A 15,749-nucleotide genomic window follows, 5' to 3' on the forward strand; every position below is an offset into this window, starting at 1 on the left:
ACACCGCCCAGAAGGGGCTACCCCTTGCTCGCCCGCCATCGAGGGGAGGCAACACGCCGATTACGAGCCGCTCGACCGCGCGGATCGCGGCAGGAGCGGTCGACTCGTCAGGAGTAGTGGAAGCGGGCCTGGAGGATGATCAGATCATCGCCGTCCACGAGGTAGACGAGCCGGTGCTCCTCGGTGATCCGACGTGACCATGCGCCGGCCAGCATGTGCCGCAGCGGCTCGGGCTTACCGATGCCGGCCACTGGGTCACGCAGCGCGTCATCGATGAGTCGGTTGATCCGTTTGAGCATCTGCCGGTCAGCGGCCAGCCAGTAGGTGTAATCCGCCCACCCGTTCGGTGTGAAGACCAGCCTCATCGCACCAGGTCGTGCTCGTCCCGCTGTCCGGACTGCGCCTGCTGCAGGCTCTCGAGCAGGTGGCGGGCGTTGGCGGGGACCCGCAGCAGGTGGGCCGTCTCCTCGAGCGCGTCGAAGTCCGCGCGGGACATCAACACCGCGTCGCCGCGGCGGGAGGTGATCTCGATCGGAGTGCGGTCCTCGTTGACCTGTTCGATCAGCGGAAACAAGTTCTTCCGTGCCTCGCTGGCGGTGACAGCCATGATCTCTCCTACTGGTACAGGATCTTGTACCAGTGTGCCACGATCCGCGTGCGCCGACAAACGCCCTCCATTCGGCAGAGTGGAGGGCGTTTCGCACCTGCGTCCTTTCGGCTCCCTTCTGTTGTCAACCGGTGGCGTCGAGGACTCTCTTCACAGCGGTCGGGGTCGGGCGTAGCGTCGTGGGTGCGGGTCCGGGAAGTGGCTGATCCGAAGTGCCGGTGTGCGGGTTGGAGCCGGCCGCGCTGGATTCTTGAGACGCCCCGCAGTGCCCTCCCGGACCCGCGTCCACCCCTGTGCGAGGTGCGGACGCGGCGTCGGCGACGAGCTGTCGGAAATGGCGTCGGAGATCCGCCGCTTGAGGCAGCGGATGGCTTCGAGGGGTCGTTTCCCGGCGGCGCGCTTGCGCCGGTAGTAGGCCCGGCCTTCGGTGTCCAGGCGCAGCTGGCTGATCGCGGCGATATGGATCATGTGGTTGACCCGCCGGTCTCCGGCGCGGGAGAGCCGGTGGCGGGACTGCTCCCCGGAGGAGGCGTCCAGGGGCGCGGTGCCGGTCCAGGACGCGAACCGGTTGCGGTCGGCGAACCGGGTCACGGCCCCGACGTCGGCCAGGATCCTGGCCGCGACGACGGGCCCGACGCCAGGCAGGTCCATCAGGTGCGACCCGCGAGCCAGCACGATCGCTTTGAGCTCGGCGGTGGTCTTCTTCATCTTGGTCTCGACCGCGACCAGCTCCGCGAGCTCTTCGGCAGCGATCCGCCGGCGGGTCTTCCCGGCGATGTCCCGTGGTCGGACCGAGGCCAGCATCCGCTTGGCTTGGCCGGTGGTGATGTCTTTCTTGGCCTGTCCGGGAAGCAGTTCCGCCAGCAGGGCCTGCAGCCGGCCGACGGTTTGCACCCGCCGACGGGTCAAGGCCTCACGCCGCTCGACCAGCATCCGCAACGCCTCGAGCTCCGGATCGAGAGCGAGGACCCGCAGGCCCTTGGTGCGGACCGCGACCATGGCGATGGAGTGCGCGTCGTGGGCGTCGCTCTTGCGATTGTGGCCGGTGTCGAACAGCCGCACCCGAGCGGCGAGCTTGGCCGGGACGTCGACCACGTGCTCACCGGCCTCCAGCAGCCGCTGCGCGAGTGGCCGGCCGACCCCGTTGGCGCCCTCGACCGCCCAGGTCCGTTCCGGCCAGGCCTTGGCGTACTTGACCATCGCCGCGTAGCCGGCCTTGTCGGTGGTGAACCGGCCACCGCCGAGCTTGCGTTCACGGTCGTTGACGACCTCGATCGTCGCCGACAGCTTGTGGGGATCGACCCCAATGATCACGTGACTCATGCGCTGCTCCTGCCTGCGCTCGATCCAATGGAGACGGCGAGGTGGGCAGTGCTACTACGAGCAGGGCAGTCCCTTCTTGAGCCACGCCTCGTCACGGTGACCGGCGGGCCGCAGCCCGAAAGTGAGCCACACCGTCAATGCTGGTGGGCAGCCGCAAGGAGAGCCGCCCGCCGATCACCTGGACCGAGTCTGGCCAGACACCGGTCCTACGTGAATCGTCTAGTAGCCGCAAGTCGACGCGTCTGGCAGCACGTGCCCCTCACAGGACCTGGGCTGTGCCCGTCAGGTTCGATGCGACGGCTGCGTCGATGATCCGCTGGACCGCGTGGCCGTCGCTGAAGCTGGGGCTGACGGCCAGGTCGTGGATGATCGCGTCGATGAAGAGGCGGGGCCCGATCGACTGGGACATGAACACCTCGAACATGTCATCCGGGTCGGCCCCGTCGAGGTACGTATCGGGGATGGTGAGCGTCGCGGCACCGGACGCTCCTCGTCGTAGACCCCTGATCTCAGAAACTCCCGGGTCTGTCCACGGGTCGCACCGGGCCTCGAGGGTGCCGTCGCTGCCGCTGATGACCACGACCTGCCCAGAGTGGTGGAGGTCGTCCCCGGTGATGTTCGGCGACCCGACGTGCACGGCGCCGTGGGCACCGCCGACGAAGTCGAGGAGCAGGTAGGCGGAGTCGTTCGCGTTCTCCATCGGGGTGCCGTCCTCGTCGAGCATCTCGACGAAGTTCCGGAGGGTGGCACTGACCCTGACGACGTCGCCGAGGAACCACCGAGCCAGGTCGATCATGTGTGCGCCGAGCTCGCTCGCCGCCCCTTTGGCTCGCCGAGCGTCGAAGGCCCAGCGATGGCCGGCGATGTCGCTGTCCGGGAACCAACCGGTCGGCCAGGAGAAGTACGCCTGGTACGGCTCGCCGACATATCCGTCGTCGAGCAGCTGCTTGACGAAGCGGTAGTGCGGGAGACCCCGGTTGGTGAACTGGATCATGTGCTTGACGCCCGCAGCTTCTGCTGCGTCGAGCATCTCCTGGGACTCGGCCGTGCTGAACGCCATCGGCTTCTCGCACAGCACGTGCTTCCCGGCCTCCAGGGCCGCCATCGTCATCGGGTGGTGGAGGTCCTCCGGTGTCGCCACGATGACCGCGTCGAGAGGAGCTTGGTCGATCATTGCCCGGTAGTCGGTGTAGACGCCGGGCACCCCGTGCTTCTCGGCCAGTGCCTCAGCGCGTTGTCGGTCGCGTCCACAGATCGCGACGACGCCGCCCGACTCGTGGGAAGCGACCGCTGGAAGGTGGAAGCCGTCGGCCCAGTCGCTCGTGCCGATCAGCCCGATACGAACCTGTTCCCTCATCGGGCACCTCCCGGACAGCCCCACGAACGTCGACGATGACGGAATGCCATGTCGGCACCGACTACCCAAGCACACCTCGTCCGAGGGCGCCAAGGACCGTGCAGCGTCCCTGCCGTCGCTGATCCGACCTACCTGGGTGCGGTTGCCCGCAGGTTCGACGACGCCGGCTACCCCGAAGCACCGCCGGGCCAAGGAACACCTCGGGACCGACCGTGGTGTCTCCGGCTGGGTGAGCGCGGGTCAGCCACGGTGAAGTGGACGAGTCGGGCTGTAGGCCGGGTTCTGTCCCGGGCCGCCGTTGCCGGCGACCCGGTGACGGTCATCCATCTCGGGTGGCCGTTGCCGACCACCTCCAGCGCCCTACCCGCGTGCTCGGGCGGGCCGCCCTCGAACGCACGCTGTCTGGGCTTGCTCCGGATGGGGTTTACCGAGCCGACCTGGTCACCCAGGCCGCTGGTGGTCTCTTACACCACCGTTTCACCCTTACCCGCACCGCTCGCGCGGTGGGGCGGTCTGCTTTCTGTGGCACTGTCCCGCGGGTCACCCCGGGTGGCTGTTGGCCACCATCCTGCCCTTCGGAGCCCGGACCTTCCTCGGCGGTGGTCACCCACCGACGCGACCGTCCGCCCGACTCGTCCGCGACCAGTCTAGGGGGTCAGGCGCGCACGAGGACCAGCTCGCCGGCGGCGACGTCGGCCCGCTCGACCCGGACCCGCACCCGCTCCCCCAGCGGCGCCCGGTCACCGGCCGCCTTCGCGAGCACGGGCGCGTCGACGAGCTGGACCTCCATGCCGTTCTCGAGGTGGTCGACGACGACGGCGTCGAGGACGTCCCCGACCCGTCGGCTCAGGACGGCGGCCTCGGTGGCGTTCGCGCAGGCGCGCTCGGCGGTCCGGGCCACCCGGTCGGAGGCCCGCATGAGGTGGGGCAGCTCCGGGAGTGCGGCGCGCACCTCGGCCGGCACGGCAGCGCCGCGGCTCACCGCCTCGCAGACGACGAGCCCGAAGCGGTCGACGAGGCGGCGCAGCGGCGCCGTCACGTGGGCGTACGGCGCGGCGACGGCGGCGTGCTCGCGCTCGGCCGGTGCCGCACCGTCGAAGGCCGTGTAGCCCGCGCCCCGGAACAGGGCGGTGGCCTCGTGGATGAGGGCCAGGTGGCGGGGGTCGGTGCGGTCCAGGCCGCGGACGAGGTCGCCGTACGAGGTGCCCTCGGGCCAGTCGACGTGCAGGCCGCGCGCGGCGCGCCGGAACCGCGCGAGCGCCTCGTCGGTGGGCGGCGGCATGGTGCGCAGCACCCCCACGCCGGCCTCGAGCATCATCGACGCGGCCGCCATCCCGGTGAGCAGCGAGAGCTGGGCGTTCCACTCCTCGGCGGCGACCGGCGGACGGAACTCGAGAGTGAAGCCGCCGTCCGGCCGCTCCGTGACCTCCTGCTCGGGCATCGGCAGGCTCGCCCCGCCCCGGGCGCGCTCCTGGGCGATCCGCCGCTCGCCGACCTCCTTCAGGAGCAGGAGCACCTCGTCGGCGGTCCCGGCGTCGACGTCGGCCTGGACCGCGTCGTACTCGAGCCGCGCGGTGCTGCGCACGAGGGCGCGCCGCACCTCGGACCCGACGAGCACGCCGTCGCCGTCGAGGCGCAGGTCCCAGACGAACGCCGGACGCACCTGACCGGGGAGCAGGCTCGCCGCCGCCTCGGACAGCACCGTCGGGTGCAGCGGGACCCGCTCGTCGGGGCAGTAGACGGTCTGGCCGCGCTGACGGGTGGCGCGGTCGAGCGCCCCACCCGGCCGCACGAACGCCGGCACGTCGGCGATGGCGTAGCGGATGCGATGGCCGGCGCCGGCCCGCTCGATGTGCAGGGCCTGGTCGAGGTCCATCGAGCCCGGCGGGTCGAGCGTCACGTACGGGACGTCGGTCTCGTCGCGGGAGGGCAGCTCCGGGGGCGAGGCGGCGACCCGCTCGGCCTCGGCGAGCGCGTCGGCGGGGTACTCCTCGTCGATCTCGAGCTCGGCGCGGACGGCCTCGAAGCGGGCCCGCAGCGCCTGCTCGACGTCGCGGGTCGTGTCGAGGTCGGTGGGGCGCAGCACGACCCGGGGATGCGGCATGGGGCCCAACCTAACGTCCGTAGGCTGTGCCGGTGCTCATCCTGCTCCCGCCGTCGGAGTCGAAGTGGAACCGCCCGCGTGGGGCTCCGGCCGACCCCGGCACCTGGTCCTTCCCCGCGCTGGCACCGGCCCGTGCCCGGGTCGCCGAGGCCCTGGCGGAGGTGAGCCACACCCCCGAGGCCGCGGACGTCCTCGGCGTGTCCGCCGCGCTGCTCGGCGAGGTCGCCCGCAACACCCGGCTCGACGTGCTCCCCGCGACGCCCGCCGCGCAGGTCTACACGGGGGTGCTCTACGACGCCCTCGACCTCGGGTCGCTCGACGCATCCGCCCGGCGCCGGGCCCAGCGGTGGCTCGTCATCGTGTCGGCCCTGCACGGCGCGGTGCGCCTCACCGACCGCATCACCGCGTACCGGCTCGCCATGGGCGTCGACCTGCCGGGGGTCGGCCCGCTCGCCGCGTGGTGGCGTACTGCCCTCGACGCGCCCCTGACCGAGGCGGCCGGGCGCGGGGTGGTGCTCGACTGCCGGTCCGCCGCGTACGGCGCCGCCTGGCGGCCCGGGCCGGACCTCGCGCAGCGATGGGTGCAGGTGCGGGTCCCGGGCGCGAGCCACATGGCCAAGCACACCCGCGGCCTCGTGGCCCGGCACCTGTGTGTCGCCGGGGTCGCCGCCCGGTCGGTGCCCGCTGTCGCCGACGTCGTCTCCGGCGCCTTCGACGTCGACCTCCACGAGCCCGCCCGCCGCGGCGCGCCTTGGGTGCTCGACGTCCTCCCCCGCTGACCCAACCTTCGACACCGGGAAGCGCGCGGGCGCCGCGGGCCGTTGTCCGGGTGAGACCGAGGACCGACGGAGGACGATGACGGCCATCGACGCAGTGACGCGCAGTGCCCAGCGACGGCTCGGGCAGGCCCTGCGGGCCCGGGTGGCCGGGGACGACGCCCCCGACCGCGCCCGGGTCATCTGGGGCAAGCCCGGCGAGCGCTGGTTCAGCCCCGCGGACCCGGTGTGGCGGGTGCACGCGGACGCCGCGATGTTCCCCGGCGGGGTCGCCGCCCTGCTGCTGCAGTCCCTGCACCCCTCCGCGATGGCCGGGGTCGCCGGGCACAGCGGGTACCGGGGCGACCCGTGGGGCCGCCTCCAGCGCACCTCGCACTTCCTCGCCACGACGACCTTCGGGACCGTCGAGGACGCCGAGGCCACGATCGCGCGGGTGCGGAGCATCCACGACCGGGTCCGCGGCCGGGACGACCGCGGCCGTCCGTACCGGGCCTCGGACCCGGACCTCCTGCGCTGGGTGCACGTCGCGGAGGCGTGGTCCTTCCTCGCGGCCTACCAGCGCTTCGCGGCCTCACCGCTGGGGGTCGACGAGGCCGACGCCTACGTCGAGCAGGCCGGTCTGGTCGCTCGGCGGCTCGGCGCCACCGAGGTCCCCACCACCGTCCGTGGCCTCGACGCCGCGATCGAGGCGTACCGCCCCGTCCTGCGGGCGAGTGACGCGGCGCGCGACGCGGCCCGGTTCCTGCTGCTCGACCCTCCTCTGCCCTGGACGGCGCGCCCCGGGTACGGGCTCATCGCGGCCGGTGGGGTCGCGACGCTGCCGGACTGGGCCCGGCGCGAGCTGCGTCTCCCGGTGCCCGCCGCCGCGGCGCGGGCCGCCGGGGTGTTGGGCCTGGTCGGAACCCGGACCGTGCGCTGGGCGATGGCCGGGGTCGCCCAGGAGCGCCAGGTGGCCGGGGCGGAGCGCCCGTGAGTCGCGCCCGGAGGACCCTCAGCCCTCGGCGGTGACGATCTCCTCGATGCGCTCGAGCGTGGCCGCCATGTTCGTCCGGGTCTGCGCCTCCATGCGGCGGACGAACGGCTTGCTCGGCAGCGCCTCCTTCGAGATGTCCCACGTCTCGGTGACGAGCGTCCCGCCCTCGACCGGCTCCAGCTCGTAGCGCCAGATCCGCCCGCCGAGGAGGTTGGACAGCGGCCCCCCGGCCAGCGTCTGCCAGGCGATCCGCCGGTTCTCGACGAGCTCGACGACGGTGTTGCTCGTCGAGTACGACAACCCGATCTTCATGTCCATCCCGAAGCGGTCACCCATCCCGAGCCGGCGCCCACCGCTGCGTGCCGCCTGCACCGATCCGCCGCCGTCGATGCGCGCGTGCCCCTCGGGGTCCGCGAGCAGGTCGAAGATGGGCTCCGGCGGTGCCGGGATGAGCCGCTGGACGGACACGGTGTCGCGAGAGGTCATACCGCGACGCTAACAAACCGCCGGGTCAACGGCGGTGGGCCTCCGCCGCCGCCAGCGCCTGGTCGACGTCCTCGGTGAGGTCGGCCAGGTCCTCCAGGCCCACCGAGATCCGCACGGTGCCGTCGGTGATGCCCACCGCGGCTCGCGCCTCCGGGGTGAGGCGGCGGTGGGTGGTCGTCGCCGGGTGGGTCGTCAGCGACTTCGCGTCCCCCAGGTTGTTCGAGATGTCGACGAGGCGGAACGCGTCGAGCATCGCGAAGGCGGCGTCCTTGCCACCGTCGACGTCGAGGGTCACGACCGTCCCGGCGCCGCCCTCCAGCTGGCGCAGGGCGAGCTCGTACTGGGCGTGGCTCGGCAGGTGCGGGTACACGACCCGGCTCAGGCCACGCCCCTGCCCCATCCAGCGCTCCAGGGTCCGGGCGAGGTCCAGCGCCGAGCCCGCCATCGCCCGGACGCGCAGGTCGAGGGTCTCCAGGCCCTTGGCCATGAGCCAGGCCGTGAACGGCGACATGGCGGGGCCGGTGTGCCGCATGAGGTTCTTGACGGGCCCCTCGATGTAGTCCGCCGGGCCGAGGATCGCCCCGCCCAGGGCGCGACCCTGGCCGTCGATGTGCTTGGTCGTCGAGTACACGACGACGTCGGCGCCGTGCGCCAGCGGGTGGCTGAACACCGGCGTCCCGAAGACGTTGTCGACCACGACCGTCGCTCCGGCGGCGTGGGCGAGCTCGGACACGGCCGCGATGTCGACGAGCTCCTGCATGGGGTTGCTCGGGGTCTCGAAGAACACCGCCGTCGTGGGCCGGGCGAGCGCCTCGCGCCACTGGCCGAGGTCGGCCCCGTCGACGAACACCGTCTCGACGCCCCACCGCGGGAGGATCTCGTCGAGGATCACGAAGCACGAGCCGAAGAGGGCCCGCGACGCCACGACCCGGTCGCCGGCGCCGCAGAGTGCCGCGAGCGCGGTGAACACCGCGGACATCCCCGACGCGGTGGCGAAGCAGGCCTCGGCGCCTTCGAGGAGCCGCATCCGCTCCTCGAAGACGGTGACGGTGGGGTTGCCGTACCGGCTGTAGATGTAGTGGTCGACCTCGTCGGCGAAGGCCGCCTCGGCCTGGGCGGCGGACTCGTAGACGAAGCCGGAGGTCAGGTACATCGCCTCGGCGGTCTCGTCGAAGCCGCTGCGCGACAGGCCACCACGGACGGCGCGGGTGCGCGGGCGGGCGTTGTCGGGCAGCGTCATCTGCTCAGCCCTGGCGCCACGGCAGGCCACTGTTCTTCCAGCCGCCGACGGTGCGGTGCTGGGCGGCGTCGTGCTGGCCCTCGAACCCGTCCGCGACGTTGTACGCCGGGCCGAGCCCGGCCGCGGTCAGCGCCTCCGCCGCCGCCCGGGACCGTACCCCGCTACGGCAGAGGAGGTACACCGGCCGGCCCGGGTCGAGCCCGAGGGCGCGGACCTCGTCGACGAAGCCGTCGTTGCGCGTGCCGCCCGGGTAGTGGGACCACTCGACGAAGGCGGCGGCCCGGCCGGCGACCCCGAGGTCCGGCACCCCGACGTAGGTCCACTCCGCATGCGTGCGGACGTCGACGAGGAGGGCGTCCTCGGGTCCGGTGACGGCCTCGTACGCCTCACGGGGGCTGACGTCGCCTGCGTAGCTCATGGTCCGAGCCTAGGACGTGCGGGCGCCCGGCGACGGGGCCATCTCAGCACCGGAGCGCGCCCCCGAGGACCCCAGCCCCTACGCTGCTCCCATGGGCGAGGAACCGCGCAGCACGTATCTCCTCGTCGACGGGGAGAACATCGACGCCACTCTCGGCACCTCGATCCTCGGTCGGCGTCCCCGGCCCGAGGAGCGCCCGCGCTGGGAGCGACTCCTGCAGTTCGCCCAGGACCGGTGGCAGCAGCCCGCGACCGGCCTCTTCTTCCTCGCGGCGAACACCGAGCTCCCGATGTCCTTCGTCCAGGCGCTCCTCGCCATCGGGTACCGGCCGGTGCCGCTGTCCGGCGGCGCGGGCCAGAAGGTCGTCGACATCGCGATCCAGCGGACCCTCGAGGAGCTGCGGCACCGCGACGCGGACGTTCTCCTCGTCAGCAACGACGGCGACTTCGTCGAGCAGGTCGGCGCGCTCCTGGACGGGCGGCGGGTCGGGGTCGTCGGGTTCGTCGAGTTCCGCAACCACGCCTTCGTCGAGCTGACCGACCAGGGGCTGGAGACCTTCGACCTCGAGTACGACGTCAGCGCCTTCAACGCCCGCCTGCCGCGGGTGCGGGTCATCCCGATCGACGAGTTCGACCCGGCCGACTTCCTGTAGCCCGCCCGGGCGCCCTCGGCGCCCCGGCCGGTCAGGTGCGGTTGGTGAAGGCGACCGACACGTCGTCGTCGGACCACACCTCGACGCCGGCGAGCGAGCCCGGCGCCACGGCGATCCGGCCCTGCCGCTCCGGCGGGACGCCGAGGACGTGGCCCAGCACGGCCCGCACCGTGTCGGCCGGACACACGACCACGGTGGTCCCCCCGCGTGCCACGACCCGGCTCCAGGCGTCGACGACGTCACCGCCGGCCGACCACCCCGCGTCGACGACCGACTTGGCGGCGAGCACGTCGCCCACCTCGGCGGCGGTCTCGACGGCGGCGTCGCCGGGAGCCGTGACGAGACATCGGGGCGCGGCACCGAGCAGCCGCCCGACCGCGGCGGCCGCGCTGGCTGCGCCGTCGCCCTCGGCGGCCGCGACGAGCACGACCCGGACCGGGGTGCCCTCTCGCTTCGCCACCGGGGCACAGGCCGCCGCCGGGGCCGGGTCGGGGTCCGTGACGTCGCCGAGATCGTGGCGCCGGTCGATGGTCAGGCCGTCCATGCCGTCGTTGGACAGGGCGTCGGCGGCCGCGTTCTCGGCCCGGGGCATCCACTCGTAGCGCACCGACCCCCCGGCCGCGCGGATCGCGTCGGCGATGTCGCGTGCCTCGAGCGCGAGCCGGCGCATGTCCTCGTGCTTGATCTTCCAGGTGCCCGACATCTGCTCGACGACGAGCTTGGAGTCCATCCGCACGAGCACGTCGGCGCCCGGGTCGATGGCGTGCGCGGCCGCGAGCCCGGCGATGAGCCCGCGGTACTCGGCGACGTTGTTCGAGGCCTTGCCCAGCGGCTCGGCGCGCTCCGCGAGGAGGGCACCGGTCGCGGTGTCGCGGACGAGGGCGCCGTACCCGGCCACCCCGGGGTTCCCGCGCGACCCGCCGTCGGCCTCGACGGTGAGCCGCCGGCTCACAGTCCCGACTCGGGGGTGCGCACGAGGATGCGGCGGCACTCCTCGCAGCGGAGCACCTCGTCCTCCTCGGCGCCACGGATCCGCTGGAGGTCGACCGGGTTGAGCTCGAGCTGGCAGCCGCCGCACCGACGCTGCCGCAGCGGCGCCGCCCCGGTGCCCGAGGTCGTGCGGATCTTCTCGTACAGGGCGACGAGGTCCGCCCCGGCCTCGTCGACGATGGTCTCGCGCGGCGCGGCGACCTCCGCGGCCTCGGCGTCGAGCCGGCTCAGCGCGGCGTCACGGTCCGCCACGAGCGCGTCGATGCGCTCGGTGAGCCGGGCGCGGCCGGCCTCCAGCTCACGGACGTCGTGCTCGGCGGCCTCCGCCCGCTCCATGACCTCGAGCTCGACGTCCTCGAGCTCGCTCTGGCGCCGCTGGAGCGACTCCAGCTCGTGCTGGAGCGCCTGGAGGTCCTTGGCCGTCCCGGTCCCCGCGTCGAGCCGGGCCCGGTCGCGGGCGGCGCGGTCGCGGACGAGCTGGACATCGGCCTCGGCCTTGGCGACCTCGCGCTGGACGTCGCCGAGCTCGGTGCGGGAGCGGACGAGCTGGTCGTCGAGGAGCCGGGCCTTGTCCTCGAGGTCGGCGAGCTCCGCGAGCTGCGGGAGGGTCCGGCGGGCGTGCGCGATCTGGCCGAGCCGGGTGTCGACGGCCTGGAGGTCGAGCAGCCGCAGCTGCCGGGCGGACTCGGCTCTCACGGACTACCTCCCTCGTCGGCACCGACGACGAACGTCCAGGGGTCGGTGCGCACTGTGCTGATGTGGGTCACCACCCTAGTGGCGCCCGCACCGAGCGCCGCACGCAGTGCCCGGTCCGCGCGGAGCAGCCACACGTACTCGCTGGCCCAGTGGCCGGCGTCCACGAGGTACGGCGGCCCGCCGCGGCTCTCCTCGCGGGCCTCGAGCGCCGGGTGGTGCCGGAGGTCGGCCGTCACGTACACGTCGGCCCCGCCGGCCCGGACCGCGTCGAACAGGTCGTCGCCGGACCCGCCGAGCACCGCGACGCGCCGCACGAGGGCGTCCGGCGGGCCGGCCACCCGGATGCCGCCCGCCGTCGCCGGCAGGTGGGCCGTCAGGTCCTCGACGAACGTCCGCAGCAGCACCGGCTCGGCGAGGTCGCCGACCCGGCCCAGTGGCTGGTCCTCCACCATCGCCAGCGGCTGGGTGGCACCGAGGCCGCACGCGTCGGCGAGCGCCTCGCACACGCCTTCGGCCGCGACGTCCGCGTTGGTGTGCGCCACGTAGAGCGCGACGTCGCCGACGACGAGGTCGGTGACGGTGGCGCCCTTGGCCGACGTCGTCGCGACCGAGTGCACCCCGCGCAGCAACAACGGGTGGTGGGTGATCAGGAGGTCCGCCCCGAGGTCGCGGGCCTCGGCGACGACCGCCAGGGTGGGGTCGACGGCGAGGTGGATCCGCCGCACCGGCTGCTCGAGGTCGCCGGTGACGAGCCCCACCTCGTCCCAGGACTGCGCCGTGGCGGGCGGGTACAGGTGCTCGACGACGTCGAGCACCTCGTGCAGGGTCAACGGCTCGTCGTCGCTCATGTGGGCCCGGCCGGGATCGAACCGACGACCGACGCGGTGTAAACGCGGCGCTCTACCAGCTGAGCTACAGGCCCCGGGCGGCCCACCCTGCCACGGGTGGCACCGGCCGCGCGGTCATTGTGGCAGGTCGCGGGGCCACGCCGTCAGACGGCGAGGGCGGCGACCTGGGTGGGCAGCTCCGAGAAGTCCCGCTGCTCGCCGGTCTCGTTGATGAGCGTCCAGGCGATGCGGCGGTCACGGTCGACGAGGAAGGTGCCGCGCAGGGCGGCTCCGGTGTTCTCGTTGAGGACGCCGTAGGCCCGCGCGACGGCGCCGTGCGGCCAGGCGTCGGAGAGCAGCGGGAAGAAGTACCCCTGGATGTCGGCCCACGCCCGGACGCTGAAGATCGCGTCGCACGAGATGCACACGACCTGGAGGTCGTCGCTGACGAACCGCTCCAGGTGGTCGCGGATCTCGTCGAGCTCGCCGGTGCAGATCCCCGAGAACGCCCAGGGGTAGAAGACGACGACGACGTTGCGGTCGGCCGTGAGCGCCGAGAGCGACACATCCGCCCCGTTCTGGTCGCGGAGCGTGAAGTCTGGGGCCTCGTCACCGATCGAGAGCGGACGGGTGGGCAGGGTCATATGTCCATCCTGCCAGCCGGGACCCGCCCGACCCAGCCGGGCGTCCCGGCCTCTACAGGGGTCAGCGGCGGGCGGTCTTCGGGGCCACGAGCTTGTGCGCCCGCCAGGTGTCGGCCGCGTTGAACGTCCCGGCGAGGTGCAGGCCGGTGACGACCGCGGCCTCGTCGATGTCGCTCGGGTCGATCTCGTCGTCCCCGCGCGGGGTGAGGAGCACGACGAAGCCGCCCTCCTCGAGGACGCCGACCATGTCGACGAGCGCATCGCCGAGGTCGCCGTCCTCGGGGCGGAACCACAGGAGCACGGCGTCGGCGACGCCGGTGTACTCGTCGTCCTCCATCTCGGCACCGCAGGCGGCCTCGACGGCGAACCGGAACGCGTCATCGACGTCGGCGTCGTAGCCGAACTCCTGGATGACCTGGTCCCGGGCGAATCCGAGTCTGTCGACGGCCGCGGTTCCGGTGGTGCCCGGGTCCACCGGGGGCGGGGCGGGGGTGTTCACGCGGTCAAACCTCTCATATCGCTCGTCCTGAAGGGACTAGTCCACCAACGGGGGCGCGTCGGGTGCAAGCGGGTCCACGGTTTCGGCGACGGAGTGGGGGGCTCCGGCCGGCCCGCGGGTGCCGGTCGCGGGTCGTCGCGCCTCGCGCGCGTGGTCACCGACGACGGCGAGGAAGGCCTCGGCGTCGGCGGCGGCGAGGTGCGGGACGACGGCGGCGACCGGGCCGGGCGTCGAGACGACCCGGGCGCTCGCCAGGCCGAGGCGGGCCTGGAGCGGGCCACGGGACAGGGTGATCGACTGCACCCGGGCGTGCGGGACGAACACGGCGTGCCGGGTCCACCGGCCCGACCGGATGTGGACCGCGCCGGGCGACAGCGCGTAGCCGATGCGGCGCCACGCCCAGGGGTCGAGCAGGCGCGCCTCGCGGGGCGGGCCGACCCAGCCGGCGTCCGGGCCGGTGCCCTGCAGGGCGTCGAGCACCAGCGGGTCGTCGGGGCGCACCCCCAGCGTCGCGAGGACCAGCAACGTCTCGTCGAGCGTCCCGACCGGCAGCAGCGTCGTCTCGTCACCGCCGGAGTCGTCGCCCTGGACCCCGGCGACGTTGACCCGGACCCGCCACCAGCCCCACGGGCGCCACCACAGCGGCTGGACGGCCTCGACCGCCTGGAGCCGGTGCAGGGGCACGCTCGAGGTGCGCAGGTCGGTGAGGCCGTGCCGGACGCGGACCGAGGTGCCCGTGCGTGCGATCGAGAAGTTGCCGTGGACGAGCAGCTCCTTGACCCGGCCGATGGCCAGGCCGAGGACGACGGGGATGAGCGCGGGAGCGCCGGCGAGGACGCGGATCCCCTGCTCGGCGATCCCGACGGCGGTCAGCCCCACGAGGACGATGGCCCCGAGGACGATGGTGGAGCCGTGCAGGATCGTCGCGACGAAGAGCCGGTCGTTGGGGACGGTGACCAGCGGCGCCGCGTCCTCGGCGCGGACGGCCGCGGCCGGTGGCGCGCCGGGAGCGGCCGGGTCGCGGGGGTCGCGGGGGTCGGCCCAGGCGCCCTGCTCGTCGGCTCGACCCGCCAGCTCCAGCAGGTGGGCCCGGACCTCCTCGGCCCGGCCGGCGTCGAGGAAGGCGAGGGTCAGCTGGGAGTCCGACCCGCCCGCCGACTGGACGACGACCTGGGCGAGCCCGAGGAGCCGGGCCAGCAGCGGCCTCGTGGTCTCGACGGCCTGGATCCGCTCGAGCGGGACCTGCCGGTGCTGCCGGAACACCACCCCCGAGCGCAGCTCGACCTGCCGGGCCGTCACCCGGAACCGCGCGAAGCGCCAGCTGACCCAGCTGCCGCCGGCCACCGCGGCGATGACGAGGACGAGCAGCGCGAGCGCGACGACCGGATGGGTGGTGTACGAGAACTCGCGGCCGGCGTCCCCGCCGTCGGGGAGGTCCCCGGGCACGACGGTGCCCGGGTCGAAGGACCCGAGGACGTTGTCGAACAGCTGGCTCACGCCGTACCCGAGTACGGCGAGCATGACGATGCCGCCGCGGAGCAGCGGCGAGAGGGGGTGCAGCCGCTGCCAGCCCTCGTCGTCGTGCGGCTCGGTCACAGCCCCGCCCGTTGCGCTTCGCCCCGCGCGGCGAGGCGGGTGCGCAGCGCCTCGGCCTCGGCCGTCGGCAGACCCGGCAGCGACCCGCCGCTCTCGGGCGAGGCGGTGTGGATCTCGCAGGTGGCGAGGCCGAAGGCACGGACCAGGGGCCCGGACTGGATGTCGACGTACTGCAGCCGGCCGTACGGGACGCTGACGAGGCTCCGGAACAGCCGGCCCTTGCGGATGACGATCTCCTCGTCGAGCTCGACCCAGGAGATGGCCGACACCTGCCGGCGGATGATCCAGGCGCCCCAGGCCCCGAGGGCGAGCAGCGCCGCCGTTCCGAGCCACACGAAGGGGCTGACCAGGGCGGCGACGACGACGGACGCGAGCAGCGGGACGACGAGGAACACCCCGAGCACGATGAGGCGCACGGTGGCGAGCGCGGGCGAGACCGGGCGCCACGGCAGTGGCCCGCCGTGCAGGGTCACCTCCGGGTTAGGCCCGGCCGGCTCGACGGGGGGCACCAGATGCTCGGTCATGCCCCCAGTCTGCCCGAGGCCTCCGTCATCCCCACGG

18 protein-coding genes, 1 tRNA gene and 1 other RNA gene are annotated in these 15,749 nt (G+C 73.4%); 3 read left to right on the top strand and 17 right to left on the bottom strand.

Features of this window, described 5'->3' with window-relative positions; genetic code table 11:
* Window positions 1-107: 107 nt before the first annotated feature.
* The 6 genes from Q0963_RS15405 to Q0963_RS15430 all read right to left on the bottom strand — a co-directional run bounded on the left by Q0963_RS15405 (window position 108) and on the right by Q0963_RS15430 (window position 5,391).
* Window positions 108-365: a Txe/YoeB family addiction module toxin gene (locus Q0963_RS15405; protein WP_299447767.1), complete on the bottom strand. Its 258-nt coding sequence runs from the start codon at window positions 363-365 to the stop codon at window positions 108-110.
* Window positions 362-607: a type II toxin-antitoxin system Phd/YefM family antitoxin gene (locus tag Q0963_RS15410; RefSeq protein WP_299447769.1), complete on the bottom strand. Its 246-nt coding sequence runs from the start codon at window positions 605-607 to the stop codon at window positions 362-364. Before Q0963_RS15410 ends, Q0963_RS15405 begins: the two co-directional genes overlap by 4 nt.
* Before the next feature lie 150 nt (window positions 608-757).
* On the bottom strand, window positions 758-1,930 hold the full coding sequence (locus tag Q0963_RS15415) for an IS110 family transposase (RefSeq protein ID WP_367180075.1): 1,173 nt from the start codon (window positions 1,928-1,930) through the stop codon (window positions 758-760).
* Window positions 1,931-2,189: 259 nt separating this feature from the next.
* Window positions 2,190-3,287, bottom strand: a complete 1,098-nt coding sequence (locus Q0963_RS15420; protein ID WP_299447771.1) for a Gfo/Idh/MocA family protein — start codon at window positions 3,285-3,287, stop codon at window positions 2,190-2,192.
* A 255-nt stretch (window positions 3,288-3,542) separates the two neighbouring features.
* Window positions 3,543-3,922, bottom strand: an RNA gene (rnpB, locus tag Q0963_RS15425) — RNase P RNA component class A.
* A gap of 20 nt (window positions 3,923-3,942) precedes the next feature.
* Window positions 3,943-5,391 carry an RNB domain-containing ribonuclease gene (locus Q0963_RS15430; protein ID WP_299447773.1) on the bottom strand — a complete coding sequence of 483 codons (1,449 nt, stop codon included), beginning with the start codon at window positions 5,389-5,391 and terminating at the stop codon, window positions 3,943-3,945.
* A gap of 32 nt (window positions 5,392-5,423) precedes the next feature.
* Between Q0963_RS15430 and Q0963_RS15435 the strand changes: the two genes are divergently transcribed.
* Window positions 5,424-6,170 (top strand): YaaA family protein, encoded by a 747-nt coding sequence (locus Q0963_RS15435; protein ID WP_299447775.1) that lies wholly within the window; start codon window positions 5,424-5,426, stop codon window positions 6,168-6,170.
* Between the two features lie 76 nt (window positions 6,171-6,246).
* Window positions 6,247-7,140 (top strand): oxygenase MpaB family protein, encoded by an 894-nt coding sequence (locus Q0963_RS15440; protein ID WP_299447777.1) that lies wholly within the window; start codon window positions 6,247-6,249, stop codon window positions 7,138-7,140.
* Between the two features lie 18 nt (window positions 7,141-7,158).
* Here the strand turns inward: Q0963_RS15440 and Q0963_RS15445 are convergent, their stop codons facing one another.
* The 3 genes from Q0963_RS15445 to Q0963_RS15455 are packed head-to-tail and all read right to left on the bottom strand — an operon-like array spanning window position 7,159 to window position 9,284.
* Window positions 7,159-7,626, bottom strand: a complete 468-nt coding sequence (locus Q0963_RS15445; RefSeq protein WP_299447779.1) for an SRPBCC family protein — start codon at window positions 7,624-7,626, stop codon at window positions 7,159-7,161.
* A 25-nt stretch (window positions 7,627-7,651) separates the two neighbouring features.
* Complete coding sequence (locus Q0963_RS15450) at window positions 7,652-8,866, bottom strand: O-succinylhomoserine sulfhydrylase (protein ID WP_299447780.1); 1,215 nt, start codon at window positions 8,864-8,866, stop codon at window positions 7,652-7,654.
* 4 nt (window positions 8,867-8,870) lie between these two features.
* Window positions 8,871-9,284, bottom strand: a complete 414-nt coding sequence (locus Q0963_RS15455) for a rhodanese-like domain-containing protein (RefSeq protein ID WP_299447782.1) — start codon at window positions 9,282-9,284, stop codon at window positions 8,871-8,873.
* Between the two features lie 91 nt (window positions 9,285-9,375).
* Between Q0963_RS15455 and Q0963_RS15460 the strand changes: the two genes are divergently transcribed.
* On the top strand, window positions 9,376-9,936 hold the full coding sequence (locus Q0963_RS15460) for an NYN domain-containing protein (protein WP_299447784.1): 561 nt from the start codon (window positions 9,376-9,378) through the stop codon (window positions 9,934-9,936).
* A gap of 31 nt (window positions 9,937-9,967) precedes the next feature.
* Here the strand turns inward: Q0963_RS15460 and Q0963_RS15465 are convergent, their stop codons facing one another.
* The 8 genes from Q0963_RS15465 to Q0963_RS15500 form a co-directional block, all read right to left on the bottom strand.
* Window positions 9,968-10,888, bottom strand: a complete 921-nt coding sequence (locus Q0963_RS15465) for a reverse transcriptase-like protein (protein ID WP_299447786.1) — start codon at window positions 10,886-10,888, stop codon at window positions 9,968-9,970.
* Entirely contained in the window at window positions 10,885-11,622 is a 738-nt protein-coding gene (locus Q0963_RS15470; RefSeq protein WP_299447788.1) for a zinc ribbon domain-containing protein, read from the bottom strand. Before Q0963_RS15470 ends, Q0963_RS15465 begins: the two co-directional genes overlap by 4 nt.
* Window positions 11,619-12,470, bottom strand: a complete 852-nt coding sequence (locus tag Q0963_RS15475) for a Nif3-like dinuclear metal center hexameric protein (protein ID WP_299447790.1) — start codon at window positions 12,468-12,470, stop codon at window positions 11,619-11,621. Before Q0963_RS15475 ends, Q0963_RS15470 begins: the two co-directional genes overlap by 4 nt.
* A gap of 1 nt (window position 12,471) precedes the next feature.
* A tRNA-Val gene (locus tag Q0963_RS15480) sits at window positions 12,472-12,544 on the bottom strand.
* A gap of 69 nt (window positions 12,545-12,613) precedes the next feature.
* Window positions 12,614-13,093 carry a peroxiredoxin gene (locus tag Q0963_RS15485; RefSeq protein ID WP_299447792.1) on the bottom strand — a complete coding sequence of 160 codons (480 nt, stop codon included), beginning with the start codon at window positions 13,091-13,093 and terminating at the stop codon, window positions 12,614-12,616.
* 61 nt (window positions 13,094-13,154) lie between these two features.
* Window positions 13,155-13,592, bottom strand: a complete 438-nt coding sequence (locus tag Q0963_RS15490) for a DUF3052 domain-containing protein (protein WP_299447794.1) — start codon at window positions 13,590-13,592, stop codon at window positions 13,155-13,157.
* A gap of 36 nt (window positions 13,593-13,628) precedes the next feature.
* The gene (locus tag Q0963_RS15495) at window positions 13,629-15,188 is read right to left on the bottom strand and encodes a PH domain-containing protein (RefSeq protein WP_299447796.1); all 1,560 of its coding nucleotides are present in this window, start codon (window positions 15,186-15,188) and stop codon (window positions 13,629-13,631) included.
* The gene (locus Q0963_RS15500) at window positions 15,185-15,712 is read right to left on the bottom strand and encodes a PH domain-containing protein (RefSeq protein ID WP_299447798.1); all 528 of its coding nucleotides are present in this window, start codon (window positions 15,710-15,712) and stop codon (window positions 15,185-15,187) included. The genes Q0963_RS15495 and Q0963_RS15500 overlap by 4 nt, the downstream gene beginning before the upstream one ends.
* Window positions 15,713-15,749: the final 37 nt, after the last annotated feature.

It is taken from the genome of uncultured Phycicoccus sp. (assembly GCF_947495705.1).
Classification (GTDB): Bacteria; Actinomycetota; Actinomycetes; order Actinomycetales; family Dermatophilaceae; genus Phycicoccus.